The organism is Steroidobacter gossypii, from assembly GCF_016801985.1.
GTDB classification, from domain to species: domain Bacteria; phylum Pseudomonadota; class Gammaproteobacteria; order Steroidobacterales; family Steroidobacteraceae; genus Steroidobacter; species Steroidobacter gossypii.
In genome coordinates this window covers 1,375,409-1,400,989 of record NZ_JAEVLS010000001.1, presented here as the reverse complement: position 1 = coordinate 1,400,989, position 25,581 = coordinate 1,375,409, and the positions used below count along the sequence as shown (strand labels likewise).

The 25,581-nt window shown below is 62.2% G+C and carries 21 protein-coding genes; 6 read left to right on the top strand and 15 right to left on the bottom strand.

Features of this window, described 5'->3' with window-relative positions; all coding sequences use genetic code 11:
- Window positions 1–293: 293 nt before the first annotated feature.
- The gene (locus JM946_RS06055; RefSeq protein WP_203166256.1) at window positions 294–635 is read right to left on the bottom strand and encodes a hypothetical protein; all 342 of its coding nucleotides are present in this window, start codon (window positions 633–635) and stop codon (window positions 294–296) included.
- 108 nt (window positions 636–743) lie between these two features.
- On the opposite strand from JM946_RS06055, the gene JM946_RS06050 reads away from it, so the two are divergent.
- The 4 genes from JM946_RS06050 (at window position 744) to JM946_RS06035 (ending at window position 5,366) form a co-directional block, all read left to right on the top strand.
- Window positions 744–2,588 (top strand): ABC transporter ATP-binding protein, encoded by a 1,845-nt coding sequence (locus tag JM946_RS06050; RefSeq protein WP_203166254.1) that lies wholly within the window; start codon window positions 744–746, stop codon window positions 2,586–2,588.
- Window positions 2,589–2,797: 209 nt separating this feature from the next.
- Window positions 2,798–3,721 carry a DMT family transporter gene (locus JM946_RS06045; RefSeq protein WP_203166252.1) on the top strand — a complete coding sequence of 308 codons (924 nt, stop codon included), beginning with the start codon at window positions 2,798–2,800 and terminating at the stop codon, window positions 3,719–3,721.
- 33 nt (window positions 3,722–3,754) lie between these two features.
- Window positions 3,755–4,732, top strand: a complete 978-nt coding sequence (locus tag JM946_RS06040) for a YcjF family protein (RefSeq protein WP_203166250.1) — start codon at window positions 3,755–3,757, stop codon at window positions 4,730–4,732.
- Between the two features lie 163 nt (window positions 4,733–4,895).
- A complete protein-coding gene (locus JM946_RS06035) occupies window positions 4,896–5,366 on the top strand; it encodes a DUF4168 domain-containing protein (RefSeq protein ID WP_203166249.1) in 471 nt (156 codons plus the stop codon).
- Window positions 5,367–5,610: 244 nt separating this feature from the next.
- Here JM946_RS06035 and ygiD read toward each other — a convergent pair whose 3' ends face one another.
- From ygiD to JM946_RS05985, 10 genes are all read right to left on the bottom strand, one after another.
- On the bottom strand, window positions 5,611–6,393 hold the full coding sequence (gene ygiD, locus JM946_RS06030) for a 4,5-DOPA-extradiol-dioxygenase (protein ID WP_203166247.1): 783 nt from the start codon (window positions 6,391–6,393) through the stop codon (window positions 5,611–5,613).
- Window positions 6,394–6,471: 78 nt separating this feature from the next.
- Window positions 6,472–6,669, bottom strand: a complete 198-nt coding sequence (locus JM946_RS06025) for a hypothetical protein (RefSeq protein ID WP_203166245.1) — start codon at window positions 6,667–6,669, stop codon at window positions 6,472–6,474.
- Window positions 6,670–7,297: 628 nt separating this feature from the next.
- Entirely contained in the window at window positions 7,298–7,972 is a 675-nt protein-coding gene (locus tag JM946_RS06020; RefSeq protein WP_203166244.1) for a response regulator transcription factor, read from the bottom strand.
- A gap of 4 nt (window positions 7,973–7,976) precedes the next feature.
- A complete protein-coding gene (locus JM946_RS06015; protein ID WP_203166242.1) occupies window positions 7,977–9,359 on the bottom strand; it encodes an FAD/NAD(P)-binding protein in 1,383 nt (460 codons plus the stop codon).
- A 150-nt stretch (window positions 9,360–9,509) separates the two neighbouring features.
- Window positions 9,510–10,184, bottom strand: a complete 675-nt coding sequence (locus tag JM946_RS06010; RefSeq protein WP_203166240.1) for a response regulator transcription factor — start codon at window positions 10,182–10,184, stop codon at window positions 9,510–9,512.
- Between the two features lie 6 nt (window positions 10,185–10,190).
- Window positions 10,191–12,326 carry a sensor histidine kinase gene (locus JM946_RS06005; protein ID WP_203166238.1) on the bottom strand — a complete coding sequence of 712 codons (2,136 nt, stop codon included), beginning with the start codon at window positions 12,324–12,326 and terminating at the stop codon, window positions 10,191–10,193.
- Entirely contained in the window at window positions 12,323–13,183 is an 861-nt protein-coding gene (gene cysW, locus JM946_RS06000) for a sulfate ABC transporter permease subunit CysW (protein WP_203166236.1), read from the bottom strand. Before cysW ends, JM946_RS06005 begins: the two co-directional genes overlap by 4 nt.
- The gene (gene cysT, locus JM946_RS05995) at window positions 13,183–14,019 is read right to left on the bottom strand and encodes a sulfate ABC transporter permease subunit CysT (RefSeq protein ID WP_203166234.1); all 837 of its coding nucleotides are present in this window, start codon (window positions 14,017–14,019) and stop codon (window positions 13,183–13,185) included. Before cysT ends, cysW begins: the two co-directional genes overlap by 1 nt.
- Window positions 14,016–15,116 (bottom strand): sulfate ABC transporter substrate-binding protein, encoded by a 1,101-nt coding sequence (locus JM946_RS05990; RefSeq protein ID WP_322110900.1) that lies wholly within the window; start codon window positions 15,114–15,116, stop codon window positions 14,016–14,018. Before JM946_RS05990 ends, cysT begins: the two co-directional genes overlap by 4 nt.
- Window positions 15,113–16,903, bottom strand: a complete 1,791-nt coding sequence (locus tag JM946_RS05985) for an ABC transporter ATP-binding protein (protein WP_203166233.1) — start codon at window positions 16,901–16,903, stop codon at window positions 15,113–15,115. The genes JM946_RS05990 and JM946_RS05985 overlap by 4 nt, the downstream gene beginning before the upstream one ends.
- 138 nt (window positions 16,904–17,041) lie before the next feature.
- Between JM946_RS05985 and JM946_RS05980 the strand changes: the two genes are divergently transcribed.
- Entirely contained in the window at window positions 17,042–19,426 is a 2,385-nt protein-coding gene (locus JM946_RS05980; protein WP_203166232.1) for an ATP-binding protein, read from the top strand.
- A 787-nt stretch (window positions 19,427–20,213) separates the two neighbouring features.
- Here the strand turns inward: JM946_RS05980 and JM946_RS05975 are convergent.
- From JM946_RS05975 to JM946_RS05965, 3 genes are all read right to left on the bottom strand, one after another.
- Entirely contained in the window at window positions 20,214–20,699 is a 486-nt protein-coding gene (locus JM946_RS05975; RefSeq protein ID WP_203166231.1) for a host attachment protein, read from the bottom strand.
- Between the two features lie 102 nt (window positions 20,700–20,801).
- On the bottom strand, window positions 20,802–21,653 hold the full coding sequence (locus tag JM946_RS05970; RefSeq protein ID WP_203166230.1) for an OmpA family protein: 852 nt from the start codon (window positions 21,651–21,653) through the stop codon (window positions 20,802–20,804).
- Window positions 21,654–21,687: 34 nt separating this feature from the next.
- Entirely contained in the window at window positions 21,688–22,083 is a 396-nt protein-coding gene (locus JM946_RS05965) for a DUF4398 domain-containing protein (RefSeq protein WP_203166229.1), read from the bottom strand.
- A 190-nt stretch (window positions 22,084–22,273) separates the two neighbouring features.
- Between JM946_RS05965 and JM946_RS05960 the strand changes: the two genes are divergently transcribed.
- Window positions 22,274–23,551, top strand: coding sequence for a peroxiredoxin family protein (locus JM946_RS05960; RefSeq protein ID WP_203166227.1), 1,278 nt, complete (start codon window positions 22,274–22,276; stop codon window positions 23,549–23,551).
- Here the strand turns inward: JM946_RS05960 and JM946_RS05955 are convergent.
- The gene (locus JM946_RS05955; protein ID WP_407700506.1) at window positions 23,548–25,566 is read right to left on the bottom strand and encodes a PQQ-dependent dehydrogenase, methanol/ethanol family; all 2,019 of its coding nucleotides are present in this window, start codon (window positions 25,564–25,566) and stop codon (window positions 23,548–23,550) included. The two genes, JM946_RS05960 and JM946_RS05955, sit on opposite strands and share 4 nt — an antisense overlap.
- Between the last annotated feature and the right edge of the window lie 15 nt (window positions 25,567–25,581).

Sequence of the window (25,581 nt, the reverse complement as noted above, 5' to 3'; positions counted from 1 at the left end):
CATCTCCGGATCGGTGCGCGGAGATGGGTTTCTTTGGATGCTTGGCTAGTGTGTGTTTGTTACGCCCGGCAAGCTCCAGCGGCCCTCTCCTGTGAGGGTCGCCACCACCAGCGATGAATTGCGAGCGCGTCGATCATGCCGGTGAGTATTACCGGCCGCCCAAGCGCGAGTCAACTTCCTTGTATGCAATCTGGTCCGCGGAAGCCGGCGGCGCAGGCTGTCAAGGCAAATCTGTTGAATGTTTCGTACGACCGCGAGCGTCCGCTTCGGCGACGAAGCGGGCTTCTTTCATGTCAGTCGCCGGTCTGGCCCGAGTCCGGCTCGACACGCTTGCGCAGTGCCCGCCACTCCTCGAGTTGCTTGCGGTCCAGGGGCTTGCGCGGCGGCAGGGCCTCCGGAGCCTGGAGGTCCTCGGGCTTGAGTGCGCCGGGGGTGGCACCATGTACGGAGTTGCCAACGTTGCCGTCGGTTGTCGAGGAATGGTCGTTAGGATCCGTCAGGCCGGGCGGGCGCGGGTACGAACCGGTCTCGGCAATGGACAGGTCGTTCAAGTCCAGCTTCTTCAAGCGCTGCGTATCGACGTCCCGGCTGTACAGGCCGGTTTCCAGCTGAAAGCGATCCTCGGGATGACTCATGAGATGACCATTCGATGAACAAGCGAGGATGGGTGAGCGCGGCGAGTCGCGCAACGACTATTCGGATTCTGTGCTGCTGCAGATGACAAGACAATTACAAAGGCGCTCATGAGCTCGTTGCGTCGACCTCTCAACACTCAACCTGAACTGGCGCGCGGTTTCGCGGGCGTGTTTGCGTACAGCACTCGAGCGTTGGAGCTGGTATGGACCACCAGTCGCCCGCTAACGATAGCGTTCGCGCTGTTGACGATCGTTGCTGGTGCGTTGCCGGCGGCGGTCGCCTATGTCGGTGCACTCATCGTCGATGCCGTCGTGGCCGCCATTCAAGCGGATCCCACCGCGCGTGAAACCTTTACAAACCAGGCACTGCTGCTGGTCGCCGGCGAAGGCGCGCTGGTCGCAGCCATCGCTGGCGCTCAGCGCGGACTGAACCTGTGCCAGTCGCTGCTACGAGCCCAGCTCGGCCAGCGAGTCAACGTCATGATCCTCGAAAAGGCGTTGACGCTCGAACTGTCGCATTTTGAAAACTCCGACTTCTACGACAAGCTCACTCGCGCGCGGCGCGAAGCGTCGACCCGACCGCTGTCGCTGGTGACGCGCACGTTCGGCCTGCTGCAGAACGCGATTTCGCTGTTGAGCTTCGGCTCGCTGCTGTTGCGCTTCTCGCCTTGGGCAGTGGTGCTGCTAATCCTCGCCGGCCTGCCGGCGTTCCTGGCCGAAGCAAAATTTTCCGGCGACAAGTTCCGGCTGTTCCTGTGGCGCTCGCCGGAAACGCGCATGCAGATGTACCTGGAAACGGTGCTGGCGCGCGAAGACCACGCCAAGGAAGTGAAGCTGTTCGGCCTGGGTCCGTTGTTCTTGCAGCGCTATCGCGACATCTTCAGCAAGCTGTACCGCGAAGATCGCAATCTCACCATCCAGCGCGACACTTGGGGCTTCTTCCTCGGGCTGATCGCAACCGCGACGCTTTATGGCGCCTACGCGTGGATCGCGCTGTCCGCCATTGCCACTCGCATCACGCTGGGTCAGATGACGATGTATCTGATGCTGTTCCGGCAGGGCCAGTCGGCGGTCTCGGCCATCCTGTCGGCGGTGGGTGGCATGTATGAAGACAATCTTTATCTGTCGACGCTGTACGACTATCTGGAGACGCCGGTCGATAACTATCGTGGCGCGGCGGTGCGCGGCCCGAAGCCCGACGACGGCATTCGTTTCGAGAACGTGAGCTTCACCTATCCCGGCGCCGAGCAAGCCACGCTGGTGAACGTCGATTTGCACATTCGACCCGGACAATCGCTGGCGCTGGTCGGTGAGAACGGCTCCGGCAAGACCACGCTGATCAAACTGCTGACTCGCTTATATACGCCGACGTCGGGAAGGATCCTGCTCGACGGCCAGGACTTGCGCGAATGGGATGAAGCGGCGCTGCGCGATCGCATCGGCGTGATCTTCCAGGACTTCACGCGCTACCAGCTGATCGTCGGCGAGAACATCGGCGCCGGTGACGTACAGCACTTCGAAGATGAAGCGCGCTGGCGGGACGCAGGCGAGAAAGGCATGGCTGCAGCAATCGTGGCCACGCTGCCCGAAGGTTATCGCACACCGCTGGGCAAGTGGTTCAACGACGGTCGCGAGCTCTCCGGCGGTCAATGGCAGAAAATCGCATTGTCACGCGCATTCATGCGATCGCGTGCCGACATCCTGGTGCTGGACGAACCGACTTCAGCAATGGACGCGAGCGCCGAAGCCACGATCTTCGAGCACTTCCGCACACTCACGCGCGGGCGCATCGCGATCCTGATCTCGCATCGTTTTTCCACCGTGCGCATGGCGGATCAGATCGTGGTAATCGAGAACGGCAGCATCATCGAACGCGGCAGCCACACCGAGCTGATGGCTTTGAACGGCCATTACTCGCATTTGTTCTCGTTGCAGGCGGCCGGTTATCGATGACGTATCGTTAGCTCAAAGTAATAGATGGGAGTCGCTGCATCAGAAAAACTGTTCGACTGGCGCGGCGCGAGCCGATATCGGGCAAACGTCGTGACAGCACCCAGGGTAAATGTTATCTACTTGCGGCGAGTCGCTCTCGCCCGGTGCGCCAGTGAGGGCGCGTCGCCAACGTCCCCGGTCGCGTTCCGGATCATCTCTTAGTCAATCCAATGGCCAGCTCCGAACCCACTGTGCGGTCCTCGACCGCAGTCGATCCCATTGCCCCTGCAGTCAGCGCCTGGCTGACGCCGGCCGAGTTGTTGCTGCTTGGCGCGGTGTGGGGCAGCTCGTTCCTGTTCATGCGCATCGCCGCGAAAGATTTTGGCTCGTTCGCACTGGTGGAAGTGCGCCTGGCGTTGGGCGCACTGATCCTGTTGCCGTTTCTGCTACGTGCCAGGAGCCAGCTGACCCGATCGCATTGGTTGCGATTGCTCGGCATTGGCGTGATCAACTCGGCCGCGCCGTTCGTGCTGTTTGCTTGGGCCGCCCAACGCGCGCCTGCAGGCGTGGTCGCGATCAGCAACGCAACCGTCGTGATGTTCACGAGTCTCGTAGCGTTCATGTTGTTCGGCGAGAAAATCAGCAAGCGTAGCGCGCTTGGTTTGCTTGCGGGCTTCGTCGGCGTCGCCGTGCTTGCAAGCGGCAAGACTTCCGGCGGCAGCGTATTGCCCGCCGCACTCGCCGGCGTATTCGCTTCCGTCCTGTATGGCTTTGGCGCCAACTTCACCAAGCGCTATCTTCACGATCTGCCCCCCAGCGCGGTCGCGGCCGCCACAGTGCTATGCGCATCGATCGTGGTCGCGCCTCTCGCTGTGGCAACTTGGCCGAGCACGCCGATACCGGCGCTCTCATGGTTGTCGGCGATCATGTTAGGCGTGCTGTGCACGGGCATCGCATATTTTCTTTTCTACAGACTGCTCTATCGGATCGGTGCGCCTCGCACGTCGACGGTGACTTATCTGGTGCCGCTGTTCGGCGTAATCTGGGCGTGGGTGTTCCTGGGCGAGCCACTCACGCTCAGCATGGCCGTCGCCGGCGCGTTGATTCTCGGCGGCGTAGCGCTGAGTCAGCAGGCTCGCACCACCAAGCGTTAAGCCCACCGTTCAACGACGCACAGGTGATTCGCGATGAATGCACGTGAACAAGAAGCCGTTCTGACCATTGCGTTGCTGGCCGCATTCAGCGACGGCGACAAGGACGAGCGCGAACGTGAGGAGATCAAGCGCATCGCCCAGTCTCTCGCCGGCGAGGCAGGTTCGCCGCAGCTGGCGCAGATCTACCAGAGCGTCTTGTTGAAGCGCGTGGACTTATCCCAGGCGGCGGCGGCACTCACCGATCCGACGCACAAGCAGCTCGCCTATGAGATGGCGGTGTGTGTCTGCGATGCGGACGCCGTCGCCAGCGACGCCGAGAAGACGTTCCTGCAAGAGCTGCGCGCGGCGCTCGGTCTCGACGTCAAACAAACAATGGAGATCGAGAAAGAAGCTGCAGCGCTCGCCGATGCGCCATTGCCGAACACACCCGTCGCTGCCGCAGCCGCAACGTCGGTGGCGCAGTCAGCGAGCGGCGGTGCGCGGCAAGCGACGATGTCCGACGCCGAGCTCGATAAGTACATCCTCAATCATTCGATCGTGAATGGCGCCATCGAGCTTCTGCCGCAATCGCTGGCGACCATGGCCATCATTCCGTTGCAGGTCAAGCTGGTGTATCGCATCGGCCAGGCCTACGGATTTCAGCTCGACAAAGGTCACATTCGTGAGTTCATCGCCACCGCCGGCGTCGGTCTCACGTCGCAGTATGTGGAACAGTTCGGGCGCAAGTTGCTCGGCGGCTTACTAGGCAGCGTCGCCGGCGGTCTGGGGCGCGGGCTTGGTCGTGTCACGGCGGGCGCAGCGATGTCATTCGCGACGACGTATGCGCTCGGACAACTCGCCAAGCGTTATTACTCGGGCGGTCGCCAAATGAACGCAGCGCTCATTCAACAAACGTATCAGTCCTTGCTTGGTCAGGCGAAGCAACTGCAAGGTCAGTATTCGCCCGAGATTCAGCACAAAGCCAACACGCTCGATGTCGGTCAAGTGATGGCGATGGTGAAGAGCGCCTGATATCGCAACATTCGAGTGCGGCCGAATCGCTCATGCGTGCGTCCGGTGGCTGCTGACACGTCGGCAGCCGACGACAAACATCTTTAAAAAAATCGCGCGCACGGAACCTCGTTCGCGCTTGCGGTATTCCGAAAGCGAGATGCCGCAAGATGAGGAGAGTCTCATGACTTTACGTTCCAAACTGATTCACGCCGCGTTGTTGGCCGCGACCGCAGCAGTCCCCGCGGCATGGGCGCAGGTCCAGGAGCCTGCACCGCCGGCTCAGGAATATCCGTCGCCAGCCACCGAATCGCAGATGCCTCCGGGTAGCGAAATGGATCGCGCCACTCCGGCGCCGGGCAGCGACAGCGCCGCCGCTGCGAATATCACCGATGAGAAAATCGAGAAGTTCGCCGACGCGTATGTAGCGGTGCAGACGATTCAAGAGAAGGCTGCTACGGATCTGCAGACCGCCGAGGATCCCGCCCAAGCGGATCAAGTGAAGGCCAATGCCGAATCGGACATGATTGCGGCGGTGGAGAAGTCGGGATTGAACGTCGATGAGTTCAACCAGATTGTCGAAACTATGACGGCCAACGCTGACGTGCGCGAGCGCGTCGCTGCGAAGTTGCAGGAACGTCAGGGCGGCGGCTAAGCGCCACCCGGCCCCAGTCAGGGCGGCGAACTGGAAGCGTCGCCCGGCTCCTGCACCGGACAGCCCGATGTGAAATCTCACATCGGGCTGTCTTTTTTTCTGGCGGCTGATCGGACTTCCCTGTCGCGACGAGCCGCGCTCGTGCAAAAAAAAAGCGCGGTTTTTTCGCCGAGCTGCCGCCAGGGCGGCGGGGCACATTCCATGTGAGCGGGGGTGGCGTTGTTGAAACGCGCGGTGGCGTTGTTCAACCTAGTTGCACTGTGAGCATCGAGATCGATCCACCATCGACACCTTCCACCGGAAACGTGACTTCGTCTCCCGGCAACTGCGCGCCAAGCACATACAGCAGCGGCAGATAGTGATCGGGCGTTGGCGCGGCAAGCGCCGCGTCCTGACCCAAACTCTCGTAATCGATCAGCGGCTGATGATTTCCGGCCAGCATCCATTCGCGCGCCTGCTGCTCGAAGCGAACCGCCCAGTCGTACGGTTCGATCACACGCCGACCCCAGCCGTAAGCGTGCAGGTTGTGAACTAGGTTGCCGCTGCCGATGAGCAGAATGCCCTGCTCTCGCAAGGCCGCCAGTTGGCCGCCTATTCGATAGTGCGCACGCGCCGGCAGAATCTCATCGATGCTTAGCTGCAGGACGGGCACATCGTGGTCCGGATACACATGGCACAGCACGCTCCATGTGCCGTGGTCCAAGCCCCAGGATTCGTCGAGCCGCACGCTCGGTCCGATCACGTCTCGGATCTCGGCAGCAATCTCGGCGCTGCCCGGCGCTGCATACTGGACCTCGAACAACTCGCGCGGGAAGCCACCGAAGTCGTGGATGGTCGGCGGCGACGGCATGGCCGTCACTCCTGTATACGGGACATACCAATGCGCAGAGATGCAAAGCACCGCTCTCGGCTTGGGAATTGAAGCACCGATTTGGCGCCAGCCGCGCGTGTATACATTGTCGGCCAGCGCATTCATCGGATTGCCGTGCCCGAAAAAGATCGCGGGCAGACGTTGGAATGCACTCACTGGGCAGCTCCGTCGTAACAGAGCTTGCAGTATTGAACGCGGCAACCCAAGTTGCTACGGGCGCCAACGACGCCAACTTCAAGCGGGCAATAACAGGAAGGCGTCCGCCACCGCGTCACGCGGCGACAATCCCTGATCGTAGAGTGGGCGCCACGCGTCCCAATCCACGTCTTCTTCGCCAACCTGTGTCAGCACTTCACTGAAGTCTTCACGAATCAGCTTCACGACCGCCTGTTGCCACTCCAACCAGGACTGCGTATCGGCTTTGTTGTTCATCACTGCTGCTCCCCGGACCCGGTCCGGTTAAGCGCCGCTGAGCGCGCGCAAAGTAACGGCTTCAGGGTGTCTCCAGTTCCCGTCACTGGGAACTGTCGACGCAGCGTACAACAAGCATGTTACAGGCAACCACTCGCGCTTTTTCAGCGCATGTGGCTCATGAGCAACGAGGGCAGCGGGCAGAGTTGCCGCCGAGGCGACACCGCCGGTCAAACCTCGCTGCTGATAGCGATTTCGCGGCGGCGGCGGCGCATGGAGAATCTGTTTCATCCGCGCCATAGCCAGATCCTCCGCGAACGCCTTCCATTCTCAACTGCAGTCGTGCGACGAGTCACATCGCGCAAATCGAACAGCATCGTGGACCTCCATGCTGGAAAAATGCCCTCCCGTCGCCGTGGGGTTCGAGACGAGAGGGCGAACGGATGACTGCTCGCCCAGGGGGGAGTTGGCTTGCAGCCCGCAGGACGCGACGCTTTCGATCGCGGCACCGCTGAGTGGCAATCTACGCAGCGCCGGTCATGCGGTCAGTCGAAGCACGGTCATGGCGCGGTCAACTTTCCGGCGATCCGGCCCGCTGCGCGGTTCAGCGCATGAACAAATAACGACTTGATGGCAGTCGACCCCGATCTCAGTCGACCATGAGTTTGTAGCCAGCGCCCGGCGTGGTCCGCAGCAACTCCGGCGACGAAGTGTCCACTTCGATCTTGTTGCGTAACCGGTAGATCAGCTGTTTCAGCGTGCGGCGCTCGCGAGCAGTAGCGCGGCCCCACAGGTGCAGCAGTAACTTCTCGGCGGTGACCGTGCGGCCGGGCGTCGCCATCAGGAGTTGCAGCGCCTTCGACTCCAGCGGTGTGAGTCGCAGTGGCGGCGCCATGCCGAGTTGCAATGTGCGCTGGTCCGGATCGAGGCGGATATTGCCGACCGACATCGCTCCACCTTCGAACGGTTCCGAACGTCGAATCAACGCACGCACGCGAGCCAGCAACGCGCGCGGACTGAACGGCTTGCACACGTAGTCATCCGCGCCCGAGTCGAACGCTTCGATCAGCTCTTCTTCGACATCGCGCACTGTCAACATCATGATGGGCACAGGCGAGCGACCACGAATTTCGCGACACACCTTCAAACCATTCGGTTCCGGCATGTTGACGGCCAATAGCACCAGATCCGGCGAATCGCGCTGGAATGCCTGCAGAGCACTCTCGCCGTCCACGGCGGTGCTGACATCGAAGCCGGCCTGCATGAGCGTGAATCCAATCAGCGCACGCAAATCGGCATCGTCATCGGCAATCAGAATCCTCATGGCGTCAACGCCGCTCCATAGCTAGCAGCGCGGCCAGTTTTTCAGCGTGGCCGCGCAACTCATGAGCGGCGGTGGCTTCCCAATGATCCGCACGCAACATCGGCCCCACATAGAACAAGTGCGGACCGGGCCAGCCGTCGACATCGATCACCGCGCCGTTCGGCCCAGTTCGCAATCCCAAGCCCAGGGAATCGGGCACACACAATCCACACTGCAGCAGGCTGCGCCACAGCGGATCGGACGAACGCGCGATGGCGTAGTCGGGACCAGTGCAATTGATCACCCGATCGAACTGCTGAGCTCGCATGCGTTGCTGGCCACGCGGCCGCCAGATCAGTTCAATGCGATCCCCGCGCGGAACGATTTCCTTGATGTGGCCGGCGTGGATGGTGAGACGCTGTACATTTCTCAGCGTTTCGATCTTCTGGTTCATCTCCGGCGGCAAGCGATGCCGATGGATATCCCAATGCGCGCGCACGTGCCGTAGAAATCGCACACGATCGCGCTCCGGGAGTCGTTGCCAGATCGTGGGCGCCATGTTTCTTACGAACGTGATCGCCTCGCGCCAATCGCCGCCCATCCGTTCGGCCTCGTGGGCAAGCAAGCGCACCGAGCTGGTCAGCCGACGCAGCGACGTCGAAGCTGCCAGCAGCAGCGCATTGCCATCGCCGTTGAATGCATCGGGCCGAAACGGCGTCTGCCTGGGTGGCACGAGGCCGTGACGAGACAACGCGTGTAGCGTCGGCACTCGCTGCGGATCCGCCGAAGCGACATTGATGATATCCGCCGCTGTAAGACCGGTGCCGATCAGCAGCACGGTCTGGTCTCGATTGAACTTCAGATCGACGGCCCACGGATCGGCGACATACGCCGGATGAGTCAGAACATCTCTGGCCGCGGCGAGCGACGCGGGCTTGGGATTGCCAAGCGCAAGCACGACGTCATCGGCCGTGAAGCGGCGGCCATCTTCCAGCTCCACTTGCAACGGCACATGGCGCTCGAGTCGACGCAGGTTGACGACCGAGCCTTTGACGATCTCCAGCCGGATGTTTGTTGGCGCACTCAGCTGCGCGGCCAGCAACACCTCGCCCAAGTACTCGCCATACAGCGGTCGCGGCAGAAAACCTTCGCCGCTCGCCTTGGGCATGCGACGCCGGGCGAACTCCAGGAATTCGTTGGGCGCAGCCGAGTTCGCCGACATACGGCTTGCCGGCACGTTGAGCAGATAGGGGAAGGCACGCTTCGCGTAGGCGGCGCCGCGCCCCACTTCATCCGCGCGCTCGATCAGCACGAGTCGAGTCGGCCCGGGCGGTGGCCGACGCAGCAGATTGGCAGCGAGCACCGTGCCGCTGAATCCGCCGCCGACAATGACTATGGTTCTCAGCAATCCCGCCAAATCTTTTGCTCCCGGCTTCGGGGAGCTCAGACTAGGAAAATGGCGGTATCAAGTCTGTAACGTCGAAGTCACGAAATGGCGTGACTGACGCTATCGGTGTGCAACCCATTTATAACCAGGTCGGAGGCGCAACGCCGGTATTCAATCGACAACCAGCTTGTAGCCCGCGCCCGGCGCGGTCTGCAGCATCTGCGGCGCAGCCGGATCGATCTCTATTTTGTGTCGCAGGCGATGCACCAGCTGCTTGAGCAACTGCCGATCGCCCGAGCCTTTGTGCCCCCACACCTGCATCAGCAACCGATCGGAGCTCACCGTGTGACCGGCATTCGCAATCAGCATTTGTAACAAACGCAATTCGAGCTTGGTCAAGCGCAGTGGCGCATTCGAGCCGACCTGCACCGTGTGCTCGTCGACATCCAGTCGAATGCGGCCGGCGACAAGTGGAGCAGTATTCTCCATCCCCGCCCTACGCAGCAGCGCTTTGACACGCGCGAGCAAAGTCCGCGGGCTGAAAGGCTTGGTCAGATAATCGTCCGCGCCCAACTCGAGCGCACGCACCAGATCTTCCTCTTCGCCACGCACCGTGAGCATCATCACCGGCACGCGCGACTTGGTGCGGATCGCCTCGCACACCTGGAAGCCCGACGCGCCCGGCATATTGATGTCCAGAATGACCAGGTCCGGCCCTTCGCTCTCGAACGCTCGCAGCGCCTGCACGCCATCGCCGGCCTTGATGACCAGGTAGCCCGCCTGCGACAGCGTGAAGGCGATCAGCGCCAGCAAGTCCTTGTCATCGTCCGCGGATAGAATCTTCATAGACTGTTAGAGATCGCCACTGAGTCGCAGTGTTACTTCGAAACGCGTTCGGCCTTCGGCAGTGCGCCGGGCGGCGATGCTGCCACCGTGCCGCTCGACGATGGATTTCACGATCCACAATCCCAGACCCAGGCCGCCGGGCTCGGGTTCCTCGCCGCCGCTGCGATAGAAGCGATCGAAGATCGAATTGTTTTCGATCTCCGGTACGCCCGGCCCTTCGTCCTCGACCCAACTGGTCACAAATTCGCCGGTATGCTCCGCGCCGATGCGTACGACACTGTCTTCGGGCGCGAACTTGCTCGCGTTGGCCAGCAGATTGACGAACACCTGAGTCAGACGCGGACCGTCGCCATCGACGTTGGGCAAATCCTCGGGCAGGTTCACTGCCAGTCGCTGGCGACGCTGCGTCAACAACGCGCCGATCAATGCCTCGGAATCTTCGATCACTTCAGCCAGCGCCACGCTCTGATGCCGGATGCTGAGCTGACCCGATTCGATGCGGACGCTTTCCAGCAGGTTATCGATCAGGCGGGTCAAGCGCAGCGCGCCCCGCTCCAACGACAGCACCAGCTCTTTTTGCTGTTCTGTCGTCATGGTGTCGAAGCCTTCGCGCAGCAGCTCGATCGAGGCGAGTTGCGCCGCCAGTGGCGTTCGGAACTCGTGAGAAATATTCACCAGCACCGAATCCCGTGCCCGACGCACTCCTTCGAGCTCGGTTTCATCACGAATCACCTGCACCTGCAAGTCGTCCACCGGGCTGGAGCTGGTGATGATGGTGATGCGCGGTGCGCCCTCGCTCAGCTGCAAACGTTCGGTCGCCTGGGAACTGCCTTCCAGCCGCGCGCGCACGATGGGGCAATTGTTTTCACACGGCCGCACGCCATCCACGTCCCGGCACGGCTTCAGCACATCGCCGCAGAAGCGTCCGATGGCTTCATGCGCTTGCACGCCGAGCAACTGCGCTGCCTGCGGATTCAAGTAACGAATGACTCGAGACTTGTCGACGGCGTACACGCCTTCGACGATGCCGCTCAGCACAGCTTGCGCCTCGGCTTCGCGCCGGCGCAGGGTGCCGGTGAGCTCGATCAGGTTGTTGCGCATGTCCTCGATGGTGCGGCTGAGCTTGCCGACTTCTTTGGTGCCGCCCACCGGAATGGAGGTCGAGAAATCGCCGTGACCCAGTTTTTCCACCGCGTCGGTCAAGGTCGAGACCGGCCCGGTTACCTGACGGCCGAGCACGACGCCGGCCAATACCGCGAGGGCGGCGAGAACGATGGCGGTGCCGAGCAGACGCTTGGCCAGCCCGCTGACCGACGCGTCGATTTCCGAAGAGGGCAGTCGGGCTTCGAGGAACGCGATGGCTTCACCCGACACCGCGAAAATCGGAAAGCTCGCGGCATACAGATCCTGATCTTCGAGCCGCGCCACCGCCGAGCGGCCGTCGGACAGGCCGGCCGAGTGCAGCCGATTGAAATCGGTGACCTTGCGATCTTCGATGAACACCCGGTAATTGATCAGGCGAATCTGCGTGCCCACGCGTTCGGTGAGCGTTTGTGCCAGCTTCTGATCCAGCAGGCGTGCAACGTAAAGACGACGCTCGGTGGCACCGCCGACCTGTGCCGATGCGCCGAGTAGCGCATAGGGCGAGCCCAACGGCACCGCCATGAAACGTTCGCCCTGCTCGGCGGCAGAAGAAGCGATCAATTCCCACGGCAGCTCGACACCGGCCTGTGCAACCAGCGCGTCCCGTTCGAACACGGCGCACGAAGTGATGGTGTCCGAATTGCACGAGCGCCGCAGATACGGCCCGATGGTGGCGGCCCGACGATCGGCGAGCAGTCGTTGCAGGGTCTGGCGATCCGCCACCGCCTTGGCGTGAGTCAGCGCGTCTTCGCCGTAACGGCGCAAATCTTCGCGCGCCATCGCGCCCGCCAGCTGCACCCGCGATTTGCCCTGCTGATCGGCCAGGTCGCGGAGCGAGCCGATCGCGGAGATCGAAATGCCACCCACCAGCAGCAGCACGATGGCGACATTGATGGCCGCAATCCAGACCCCGAGACTCGCGCGCGAGGTATCGATCTGCAGCCCGTCGATGAACTGCTGAATGCGGTCGATCACATATGAGAAGAAGCGATCTATCACTTCCTCTTCAACTCCACTAAGGACTTGATTACCAGCGTCAGAACCGCGAGCAAGGTCAACAGCGATGCTACCGCGAAAGCCGCGACGAAGTTGTACTCTTGATACAGGATCTCCACATGCAGCGGCATGGTCGTGGTCAGGCCGCGGACGTGGCCGGAAACCACCGAGACGGCGCCGAACTCGCCCATCGCGCGGGCATTACACAGGATCACGCCGTACACCAGGCCCCAGCGAATTTTCGGCAAAGTGACATGGAAGAATGTCATCAAGCCGCCCGCGCCCAGCGTGATTGCGGCTTCTTCCTCATCGTTGCCCAGCTGCTGCATCAACGGAATCAGCTCGCGCGCCACGTACGGGAAGGTTACGAACATGGTGGCGAGCACGATGCCCGGCACGGCGAAGATGATGCTGATGTCACGTTCCTGCAGCCACAGGCCGAACCAGCCCTGCGCGCCGAACAGCAACACATAGACCAGACCCGATACCACCGGCGACACGGCGATGGGCAGGTCGATCAAGGTGATCAGAAAGCTCTTGCCCCGGAACTCGAACTTGGCGATGGCCCAGGCGGCGGCGATGCCGAAGATGGTGTTCATGGGCACGACGATGGCCGCCACGGTCAAGGTCAACCGGATCGCCGCGAGCGTGTCTTCGTCCTTGAACGCCTCCAGGTACATCTCCCAGCCCTTGCTCAGCGCCGTGATGAACACAGTGGCCAGCGGCGCGAACAACAGCGCGGCGAGGAAGCCCAGCGACGTCAAGACTAAAACATACTTGACGATGGACGAGACGACGGTGTCGCGGCCCGGCCGGCTCGCGATTTCCGCCAACACTTCTTTGGAAGGACCGCCGGCCATCAGCGTCCCGCGGCGACCAGTCGCCGACGGCCCCAGGCTTGCAGCAGGTTGATGGACAACAACATCGCGAACGACATGGTCAGCATGATGAATCCGAGCGCCGCCGCGCCCGCGTAGTCGAACTGCTCGAGCTTGATGACGATGAGCAGCGGCGTAATTTCCGTGCGCATCGGCAGGTTGCCAGCGATGAAGATCACCGAGCCGTATTCGCCCACGGCACGCGCGAACGCCAATGTGAATCCGGTCGCGAGGGCGGGCATCACGGTTGGCAGAACGATGCGACGGAAGATCGTGATCCGGCCGGCGCCGAGTGTTTCAGCCGCATCTTCCAGATCACGCTGTACTTCCGCGATGGCCGGCTGCACCGAGCGCACTACGAAGGGCAACCCGATCAGCGTCAACGCCACCACCACACCGATCCAGGTGTAAGCGACCTTGATCCCGAACGGCGCGAGGTACTGGCCGATCCAGCCGTTCTCGGCGAACACCGCCGTCAACGCGATGCCCGACACCGCGGTCGGCAAAGCAAACGGCATATCGATCAGCGCATCGATCAGTTTGCGGCCGGGAAACTCGTAACGCACCAAGGTCCAGGCGATGATGAATCCGAACACGCTGTTCAACGTTGCGGCCAGCAGCGATGCGCCGAAGCTCAGCCGGTACGACGCCACCGCGCGCGGATCGGTGAGCACGCGAATGAAATCGTCCCAGCCCATGGTCGCGGTCTTCATGACCAGCGCCGCCAGCGGCAACAGCACGATCGCGCACAGAAAGAACGTCGAGAAGCCGAGCGTCAGGCCGAAACCCGGCAGGATCGACGGCTGCCGAAATGTCATCGACGATCGCTCCCGGCACTGGCCATGCCGTAAATGCGATCGAACATCGCGCCGTCGGCGAAGTGCCGCTCATGCACCGTCGCCCAACTCTCAAATACCTGATTGATGGTGAACAACTCGAGCGCTGGGAACTGGTCCTTGTACTGTTCGAGAACCGCGGCATTGCGTGGCCGAAAGTAATGTCTGGCGGCGGCCTGCTGACCGGGCTCCGTGTACAGATATTTGAGATACGCTTCCGCGATCTGCCGTGTGCCGCGACGATCGACCACCGTATCGACCACGGCCACCGGCGGCTCGGCCAGAATGCTGACACTCGGGACCACGATCTCGACTTTGTCCGGGCCCAGCTCCTTGATCGCCAGCAGCGCTTCGTTCTCCCAAGCGAGCAGCACGTCGCCGATCTCTCGCTGCACGAAAGTATTCGTCGCTCCACGCGCGCCGCTGTCCAGCACCGGCACGTTCTTGTACAACGCGCTCACGTACTGTTCTGCTTTCTTCTCCGCGGCCGCGACCTGCTGTTCCGCCGACGGATCGTCGAGCTTGGACCAGTCGCCACCCAGCTCGGTGCGCAACACCGAGCCCCACGCCGCCAGATAGTTCCAACGTGCGCCTCCGGAAGTTTTTGGATTCGGCGTCACCACCGCGACACCGTTGCGAACCAGATCCGGCCAGTCCTTGATCTGCTTGGGATTGCCCTCGCGCACCAGGAACACGATGGTGGAGGTGTAAGGCGAACTGTTGTCCGGCAGCCGCTTCTGCCAGTTGGCGCCGAGGCGCTTGCCCTTGGTCTGGATCGAATCGATGTCGTAAGCCAGCGCCAGGGTGACCACGTCCGCGTCGAGTCCGTCGATGACGGCGCGCGCCTGACTTCCGGAGCCGGTGTGCGATTGTTTGATGGTCACGCGCTGCTGATGTTCTTTCTCCCATTGCTGAGCGAAGCTTTCGTTGATCTCTCGATACAACTCGCGCGTCGGATCGTAGCTGACGTTGAGCAGCGTCACGCGGCCGGCATCGTCACCGCCGCCGCAACCGGCGAGCATGGCCAGCAGACCGATACCTGCCAGGAGTTTTGCTTTTTTGATCATCGGGCCGATCATTCCGACACTCCTTCGCTGTCCCTGCCGGGCCGATACACGACCATCAAGGGATAGGGCGCGCCAGCGGCGAACAACGCGCCGAACGTGTGACGCAACTGCGCCGGATCCGAGACGCCGAGGATCAACATGGGGGCCTCCGAGTCCGACAATTGACGTTGAAGTTCTTCGGCCGCCGCGCCGAAGCGCAACTCCGTCCGCATTTCCAAGCCATGCACGGCCTGTGCTTCGGAGCGCGCATCGAGCAGCGTGCGCACACCGAAAGGACGCTGCGCTTCGCCACTGCCCTCGGGCAGAATGCCGACGTATACCGCCTCGGCAGCCACGTGACGCAAGAGACTGGCAGCCACTGCCAGGGTCGAACGACGCGCCGAATCCTCGGCCCAGTGAATCAACACACGTTGCGGAGACGCCGAATGTGTGGGCAGCACCAGCACTTCGCCTGCGCCGTTTTGCAACAACCACTGCAGTTGCTCGGCCGAGTTCGGGCCGCCCGAGATCACGGCGACGCCCGACACCGGCGCACTGGCCGTCGCGACGCCCGCGGCAAGCGCGCTTTCGACGCGCTTGATGATGCGCGTCTTCATTCGATTCGCCAGCTCCACCAGCAGAGGATGCTGAGCCAGCCGTTCGCAGGCAGCCTCGTCTGCGCCATACGCGGTGTAACTGGAGAGCGGCGTCGGCAGCACGTGAATGCGACGCACGCCAATGGCCACCGTCTGGCCGATGGTCACTGGGAACAGGCGCTGTTCGTGCTGAGTGCGAGTCACATCCAGCAACGCGGTGGGCGAGTGATGGCCGTTCGAGCTGTGAGTTCCGATGTGAGCGTTCGCGGCGCCGTCCGCCATGCGCACCCGCATGCGCTCGAGCGCACCGGTGAACACCGCTTCTTCGACGATGCCGTTCGCGATGAAGTTGGTGCGCAGGTTGTCCCTCGTCGGCGCCAGCTCGACTTCTTCGGGACGCAGCACCGCGACCACTTCCTGTTCGCGACCGCCGTCCAGCTTCTCGACGCGACGCGCATTGACCGGCGTCGTGCCGAAACGAATGCCCTGCTCGGTCTGCCGCGCCAACAACAGATTGGCCGCGCCGAGGAAGGTCGCTACGAAGCGGGTCGCCGGTCGCGCGTACAACTCATCGGGCTTGCCGCTCTCCAACAGACGGCCGAGATTCATCACACCGATGCGGTCGGCCAGCGCGAAAGCTTCTTCCTGGTCGTGCGTCACCAGCACCGTGGTGATCTTCAATTCACGCTGCACCTGGCGAATCGTTCGTCGCAGCTCTTCGCGGATCTTCGCGTCGAGTGCACCGAACGGCTCGTCGAGCAGCAACACCGGCGGCTTGTGCGCCAATGCGCGCGCGACGGCAACGCGCTGTTGCTGACCACCCGACAATTGCGTCGGCAAGCGATCATCCATGCCTTCCAGCGCCACCAGACGCAGCAACTCCTTGCGACGCTCGCGGCGCTCGGCCGCCTTCATGCGACGGACCTTGAGCGCGAACTCGATGTTCTCGCCCACCGTCATATGACGGAACAGCGCATAATTCTGGAACACCAGACCGACGCCCCGTTGCCGCGCCGAGACGTGCGTGACATCGTTGCCGTGCAGAGCGATGCGACCGTGATCGACGCCGGTCAGGCCCGCGATGGCGCGCAGCAAGGTACTCTTGCCGCTGCCGCTGGGACCGAGCAGGACGTAGAACTCGCCCTCGCCGACTTCCAGCGAAACATCGTTGACTACCGGCGATCCCTGATACCGTTTGGTGACTTGATCGAGCGTGATGGACATAGCGGCCGGAGCTTACCGGCCGGCAGTGATAAGGTCAGTAATCGACGGGTTACAAAGCGGTTATAACGTCAGACGCGAACGACGCAGTCTCATCGCTGAAAGTTCTGAAGCGCCGACCCCTCATCGAGCATTTTCTTCATGGCGACCTTGCCCTCTTACGAAGCCCTCGGATCCTTCTATCTTGGCCGCGAGTACGACGCCGAACGCGGCGCGGACCGGCCCGATCTGCTGCTGTACGACTCACGCGATCTGACAACGCACGCGGTCTGTGTCGGCATGACTGGTAGCGGCAAGACCGGCCTGTGTCTGTCATTGCTGGAGGAAGCGGCCATCGACGGCGTGCCGGCCATCGCCATCGATCCCAAGGGCGACCTCGGCAATCTGCTGCTGAGCTTCCCCTCGCTGCGAACCGAAGACTTCGCGCCTTGGATCGACACGGCAGCGGCGGCCCGTCAAGGCGTGTCGCCTGAAGCCGCGGCTGCGCAAACGGCTGAAACCTGGCGCAAGGGATTGGGCGATTGGGAACAGGACGGCGCACGCATCGCTCGCTTCCGCGACGCTGTCGACATCGCGATCTACACACCGGGGAGTGAAGCAGGCCGGCCGCTGTCGGTGCTCCAGTCCTTCGCCGCACCTTCGGAAGAGCAGCGACTCGATGCCGGCGCGCTGCGCGAGCGTGTCAATGCAACGGTTGGTGGATTGCTCGGATTGGCCGGCATCGAAGCCGATCCCATTCAGAGTCGCGAACACATTCTGCTCACCAGCTTGTTCGAACAGGCCTGGAGCTCGGGTCGCGATCTCACCCTGGCTGCGCTCATTCAAGGCGTGCAGAAGCCGCCGTTCGAGCAGCTGGGCGTGTTCGACCTGGAAACTTTCTATCCTGCGAAACAGCGCATGCAGCTGGCGATGGCGCTCAACAACCTGATCGCCTCGCCCAGCTTCGCTCCGTGGATGAAGGGTGAGCCGCTGGATGTGCAACGTTTGTTATTCACGGCCGAGGGCAAGCCGCGCATCTCAGTCATCTCCATTGCACACCTCGGCGATGCCGAGCGCATGTTCGTCGTCACGCTGCTGCTTGGAGAAATCATCGCGTGGATGCGGCGGCAGTCGGGCACGTCGAGCCTGCGTGCCCTGCTCTACATGGACGAGATCTTCGGCTACTTCCCGCCGAGCGCGATGCCGCCCTCGAAGTTGCCTCTGCTCACGTTGATGAAACAGGCGCGCGCGTTCGGCTTGGGCGTGGTGCTGGCGACGCAGAATCCTGTGGACCTCGACTATAAGGGCCTATCGAACGCGGGCACGTGGTTCATTGGTCGCTTGCAGACCGAGCGTGATAAAGCGCGCGTCATCGAAGGCTTGCTTGGGGCGGCTGGGGAAGGGTTGGATAAAGCGCAGCTCGAACGTTTGTTGGCGAACCTGGGCAATCGCGTGTTCCTCATGCGCAACGTGCACGACGCCGCGCCGGTGCTGTTTCGGACTCGCTGGACGCTGTCGTACCTTCGCGGGCCGCTGACATTGCAGGAGATCGCCAAGCTGTCTCGCGCGCCGGCCATTTCCTCCTCAACCATCGCCGCGCCCGTCTCCGCACGTTCGGACACACCTCGTGCCGGCTCGGAAGAGAAGCCCGTCGTTCCGGCTGGAGTCAGCGAGCTCTATCTCGAATCCGACGAGCCGGGCGTCACCTATTATCCTCGCGTGCTCGGCACCGCGCGGCTGCATTTCGTCGACAAGGCGGCCGGTCTGGATGTATGGGAAACGCGCTCGCTGATCGCGCCACTGGCTTCTAATGAAACAGACGTCGATTGGTCGCAGGCAGACATCCATGCGCACGCCGACTTGCAAGGTCAGTTATCCAGCGCCGCGCCGACGCAGAACGTTCACTACGCAAAGACGCCCGCAGCGTTCCTGAGAGCTCAGAACTATCGTTCCTGGCAGAAGGAGCTCGTCAGCTATCTCTATTCCACAGTGACGTTGCCCCTCTTCCATTGCCCCACCGTCGGCCAGGCCGTCGCGCCCGCGACCAGCGAAGGCGACTTCCGCGCCAAGCTCAGCCTTGCTCTGCGCGAGAAGCGCGATGGTGAAATCGAGAAGCTGCGTAAGAAATATGCGCCGAAGCTCGCGTCCCTGCAGGATCAACTGCGCCGTGCCGACGAACGCGTCGAACGCGAACGCGCCGATGTGTCACAGCACAAGATGCAAGCCGCCATCTCCGTAGGCACCTCCATCCTCGGCGCGCTGCTCGGCCGCAAAGCCATCAGCGTCGGCAACGCCCAGCGCATCGGCAGCGCCGCCCGCAGCGCCGGCCGCCTCGGCAAAGAGAACAGCGACGTGACCCGAGCCGAAGAGAACCGCGAAGTCTTGCAACAGCGTCTCGCTGATCTACAAGCCGAACTGGAATCAGAAGTCACCCGCCTCCGCGCCGACCTCGACCCCGCCAACGTGCCGATCGAACAAATCTCCCTCAAACCCCGCAAAACCGACATCGACATCCGCACCCTAGCCCTCCTCTGGGTGCCCCGCTAACCCAAGCAAAAAGGCCTCCCTCAAACGCTCGCCCGCACGTGACAAAAGATTCATATGTACGTTCTTTCGCGCGCGAGCCTGCTGAGCAGGCGTTGGCTCCCGCAGCCGAGCCTCGTGAAACTGCCACCGAGGTGGAGGCGATGTTCGAGGTGACCCCGAACGCTCGCCCGCACGTGACGCAAAAGATCGAGATGTACTTCCTTTCGCCTGCGGCGAGCCGCTGAGCAGGCGTTGGCTCGCGCAGCCGAGCCTCTTGAAACTGCGACGGAGGTAGAGGCGATGTTCGAGGTGACCTCGAACGCTCGCCCGCACGTGACGCGAAAGATCGAGATGTACTTTCTTTCGCCTGCGGCGAGCCGCTGAGCAGGCGTTGGCTCGCGCAGCCGAGCCTCTTGAAACTGCCACCGAGGTAGAGGCGATGTTCGAGGTGACCTCGAACGCTCGCCCGCACGTGACTCGAAAGATCGAGATGTACTTTCTTTCGCCTGCGGCGAGCCGCTGAGCAGGCGTTGGCTAGGGCAGCCGAGCCTCGTGAAGCTGCCACCCACGTAGAGGCGACGTTCGAGGTGACCTTTCTCCTTCCGGCAGCGTCGAAAAAGAGGGACCTTTTCGTCGCAGTGCGCCCAGGGATGGGACCCCTCGACCGCGCTTGCGCGGACGAGGGGAGCACGGTGCCGGAAGGAGAAAGGTCACCTCGGACGGCGCAAGCCACCGACGCCTCTGCGCTCCGAGAACGCGCCGAAGGCGCCCTCTGTCACGCCGCCGAAGGCGGCACAACAACAAACGACTATTGCATCCGAAACGTCTCGAACGCCTCGATAGGAACAGCTTTCAAGATGACCTCCGGCCCCTGATGGAGGATGTCCTTGGAAATCTCACCCGCCAACATCGACTGCGTAGGGTTCGACAACGACTGCCGCAGCAAACCCAACATCTTGGGCCCGGCCACCAACACCAACCTATCGAACTCATTCCTCGCCCGATCGGTCTCGATCTTCCTCGCCACCTCTTTAGCAAACAAAGTCAGCTCATGTTGTACAGTGCTCTTCTCCCCATCGACGCCGTGATGGTGGCCTTGCACCTGGCCGCTGCCATGGCTGACACCAGAAGTACCGCCGTAGCGACGACCCGCGCGGTCGGTTTCTAAATCGATGTCTCGCCGGCCGCCCCGCTCGTTTTGCAGCGAACCGCGCTCCATCAGCGGCGCCTTGGGAGTGACGGCGTCGTAAAAGCTCGCCTGACGTTCATCGGCAACGACAATGCGTACATTCATGACTGCTTCCTTTTAGAAGACGAATAAACAACGACACCCCCTCCCTCGACCGAGGGAGGAGGTGACTGGAACGGCGGGGAATGTCCTCGCCATGGAGACCGACTACTCCACGTCAGAGGCGACCTGGGATTGATTGTCGGTAAAAATCATTTCGACGCGACGGTTCTGCTGTCGACCCGCGGCGTTATCGTTGCTTGCAACCGGCACCGATTCACCTTTACCCAAGGCCGTGATCTGCTCCGAACGCACGCCTCGCTCGAGCAACGCCGTCTGCACAGCCGCCGCGCGACGCTCGGACAGACCCTGGTTGTATTCGTCAGTGCCCACGCTGTCGGTGTGACCCTCGATCATCACTTTACGATCCGGTGCTTCCTTGAGCACATCCGCCAGGCGATCGATGGTGAGATACGCGCCCGGCTTCAACGTAGCCAGACCGGTGTCGAACAACACGTCGCCCAAGGTCAGCACCATGCCGCGATCCGTCTTCTTGGCACGTAACTCGGACAGCTCCTGCTCCAGCGTCGTCGCACGCTGCTGAGCCATTTGCGCCTGCTGTTGAGCAGACTGTGCCGCAGCCGCATTGCGCCGCGCTTCGGCATCGCGCGCCTGAGCGAGCACAGCTTGCCGTTCCGCCTCGCCCTTTTCGATCTCTTCACGCGCCTGCGCAGCCAGAATCTTCTCATTGGCGATCTGCGCGTTCCTGGCGGCGATCTGTGCTTCGTACTCGATATCCGCCAGCTTGCCGCCCTTGTCCGCCATCGCATTGGCTCGATCCAGCGACTTGCGCGCTTCAGAAACATTGGTGGCCGCTACGCCTGCGCGTGGCGAGGCTTCGACTTGCGGCACGATCGCGCGCGCCACTTCGAGGTCCTCGATGCGATCCGGCGTCGAGCTGCAGGCGCCCAGCAGGCCGGCAACGGCGACCGTCATCAACACATTATATGAACGTTTCATCGTGATTCTCCGTTGGTTAACTTGCAGTCAACCATCACTGATCGCTGGCCACGGCGCCGCGGGCCGCTTCCTGACGCAACTGTTGAATGCTGGCCAGCACCTCGTCGGCCGCCTTACGCGCCGCCGCGCTTTGTGATTTCGCCAGCGCCAGCTCCGCGTCGAGTTGCGCCAGCTGCGCATGACGTTCTGCTTGCCGGCCATTCTCCTTGTCGAGCGCCGCCTTGGCCTGATCCAAATGATCCTTGGCTCGTTGCAGCTCGATCGCGCCCGCTTCCGAGCGACCCACCGTTTGCTCGGCCTGCTGCACAGATGTTTCGCTGCGAGCGACGCGCTCCTTGGTGACCTCGGATACGCTGCTGCAACCCGCGAGCACACCCAGAGCCAGTGCACCGAGGATTGGCAGTCCGGCCCGGAAATTCGGGGTTCTCATATTCGCCTCCACGTCGTCGTGATCCGTTTAGTGGTCCGAAAACGCGCCATTCGTCAGCGCGGTTCCGCTTGCGAGATCCACTGTTTCAAATCGTGTCAAGCCCACATCGGGAACTCACGTACCGGACATCGCTGCAGGTTGCAGTTCGAAGGCAGACGCCCGACACTGACGCCAACCCTGCGGAGGATCCATGAACTCAGTGGCTTGGGAAGCTGCCCGATCGGTGTGCTCACGCGTATTGCTGGCCGGTGGCCTCGCCGTGATCGGCGCTTGTGGTAAGCCGGTGGAAGCACCACAAACCGGCGTGTATCGCGCCTCGTTGGAATTGCCGGGCGGCGAAGCGCCGTTCCGGCTCGAGGTCGCACGAGAGAACGGTCGCTTCGCTTTGTACTTAGTGAATGCGACCGAACGCACACGCGTCGACAATGTGACGCTCGCCGATGGTGAGCTGAGCGCGGTATTTCCAGGTTACGAAAACACCCTGCGCGCCACGATGTATCGCGACCGTCTGGAAGGAAACGTCACACTGATCAAGGACGCCAGCAAGGAACAGGTGATTCCTTTTCGCGCGAAGCGCAATCAAACCTATCGCTTCTACAAAGATGCGGTCACCGACAATGCCGATTTCGCCGGCCGTTGGGAGATGACATTGACCAGCGACGGCAAGAGCTCGCCGGCGGTCGCCATCTTCGAGCAACAGCACGATCGAATCACCGGCACGGTGATGACGCCGACCGGCGATCATCGTTTTCTCGAAGGCCAGGCGCACGGCGACGAAGCGCAGCTCTCCACCTTCGCGGGCGGCCTCGCTTATTTATATAAGCTGAAAGTCGACGCGAACGGCGAACTCGAAGGCGATATGTGGCAGGGGCTGGCCTCGCACTCGAAGGTCAGGGCGCACCGCAACGACGATGCCACGCTGGACGGCAAGGGACCGAGCACCGAGCTGCAGGACCAGTCATCCCGCTTCGACTTCACCTTCAAGGACCTGAACGGCAATGAAGTCTCGCTGCACGACCCGAAGTTTCGGGACAAGGTGGTGGTGGTCACGCTCGGCGGCAGCTGGTGTCCGAATTGTCATGACGAGGCCGAGTTCCTCGTGCCTTTCTATCGTGAGTATCAGCCCAAGGGTGTAGAGATCATCGCGCTCATGTTCGAGCGGCATGGCGAGTTCGAGCGTGCGGCCAGCGCTGTTGGCAACTATCGCAAGGATCTTGGCATCGAGTTCACGACGCTGATCGCGGGTGTCTCGGATACCGATGAGGCCAGCAAAGCTCTGCCTGCGCTGACCGGAATCTACGGTTATCCCACCACGATCGTGGTGGACCGCGCCGGCACCGTACGTGACATTCACGTTGGCTTTTCGGGCCCGGCCACCGGCAAGCATTACGAAGAGTACGTGTCGGAGTTTCGCGCGCTCATCGATGAGTTGCTGGCAGAGCCCGCCGCAAGCGCAGTCTCGGGCTAAGGTTCGCCACGGATCTTGTAGGCTTCGTCGATCAGATATGCGTGGATGGCGTGCGCATCCGCCTCATCCAGCTGTTCGGCGAAGCTGGCCATGCCTCGACCGGCCAGCGCGCCTCGCAGCACGATCTCATCGAAGATGGCGTGCCTGGAAGCGGGCAAGCGCAGCAGGTTGGGATAACCGCTGGGCTCGTCGTCGAGCACGTGGCAAACGCTGCAATGCTGTGCGAATAACAACGCGCCGTGCTCCAGCTTCGCGGTGTCGGCCGGCAGCCGCTGCGGTAGCGGCGGAATGTTTGCATCCCAGTCTTTCTCCGGCGGCACCGGCACTTTGCCGCCACCGAGTCGGAAAGCGATGATGCGACCGGCATTGCCATACTTGCGCGCCGCCGAGCCTTCCAGAAACTCATCGAGCTGCGCGCCGCCATAGCCGGCGAGAACGACGATGAACTGCTCATTGTCGACTGCGTAGCTCGCCGGCGCGGCCATGATGCTCGTGCCCACGAACACTTCGCCGGCGAGCTTGCCCGTATCCGCGGCGTACGCTTTGAGATATCCATCCGTGGTCCCCTGGAACACCAGGTTGCCGGCGGTCGCCAGCAAGCCGCCGTTGTAAAACCATGGATAGTCCACACGCCACACTTCGCGTTGCGCGACGGGATCCCACGCCTTCAAAGCGCCTCTGCGCGTCATCACCGCGCGATCGTTCACTTGCGCCAGGTACTCGGCGGCGGGCAAGCGGCCGGTGTTGAATGAACGACGCGGAATATATTTGTAATCGGGATCGGCCGCGAAGTACGCCGTGCGCTCCAGGGTCGGGATATAGACGAGCCCGGTCTTCGGACTGAACGCCATCGGATGCCAGTTGTGACCGCCGAAAGGACCCGGCGCGACGCGCTTGGGACCCTTGGAATAATCGGCTTTGCCGGTGAGCACCGGCCGGCCGGTCTTCAGATCGATGTGGCTGGCCCAATTCACCTCGACATATTTCTCCGCCGACAACAGCTCGCCGGTGGCGCGATCCAGTACATAGAAGAAACCATTCTTCGGCGCTTGCATCAGCACTTTACGCGTCGCCCCGCCGATCTGCAGCTCGGTGAGGATCATGTGCTGAACGGCCGTGTAGTCCCACGATTCGCCCGGCGTGGTCTGATAATGCCAGGCCAGGCGACCGGTATCGGGACGAATGGCGAGAATGGAGCTCAAATAAAGATTGTCGCCGCCCTTCGGACTGCGGATCGACTGCGGGAAGGGGCTCGCGTTGCCAGTGCCCACATACAACAGGTTGAGCTCGGGATCGTAAGCCATCGCATCCCACGCCGTGCCGCCACCGCCTGCTTCCCAGCGGCTGTTGGGATCCCAAGTCTTGGCGGCTGCTTCGAGCTCCGGATGTTCGAACGGCAGCTTCGGATCGCCGGGCACGGTGAAGAAGCGCCATGCCATCTCACCGCTCTCGGCATCGTACGCAGTGATGTAACCGCGCACGCCCATCTCGCTACCACCATTGCCGATGATCACTTTGCCCGACGCAATGCGCGGCGCACCTGTGATCGTGTAGGAACGCGAGCGATCGATGAAGGTATCCTGGCTCCACAACTCTTTGCCGGTGTTCGCATCGAGCGCGATCAAGCGGCCGTCGAGCGTGCCCACATAGACTTTGCCCTGCCAGACGGCGACGCCGCGATTCACCACGTCGCAGCAGGCGTTGCGCGCCCATTGACCGTCCACTTTCGGATCGAAGGCCCAGAGCTCGCGGCCGGATCGCGCATCCAGCGCGTACACCTTGCTCCAATTGCTGCTGGTAAACAGCACGCCATCGACCACCACGGGCGTCGCTTCAAGGCCGCGCTGAGTGTCCAGGTCGTATTCCCAGGCAAAGCCCAGCTGCTGAACGTTGCCGACGTTGATTCGATCCAGCGGCGAGTAACGCTCTTCGGAGAAAGTTCGCCCGGTGGTGAACCAGTTTTGCGGCTCGGCATCGGCCGCAACGACGCGCGCCTGATCGACGCGTCCATAGATGGTTTCTGCGGTAAC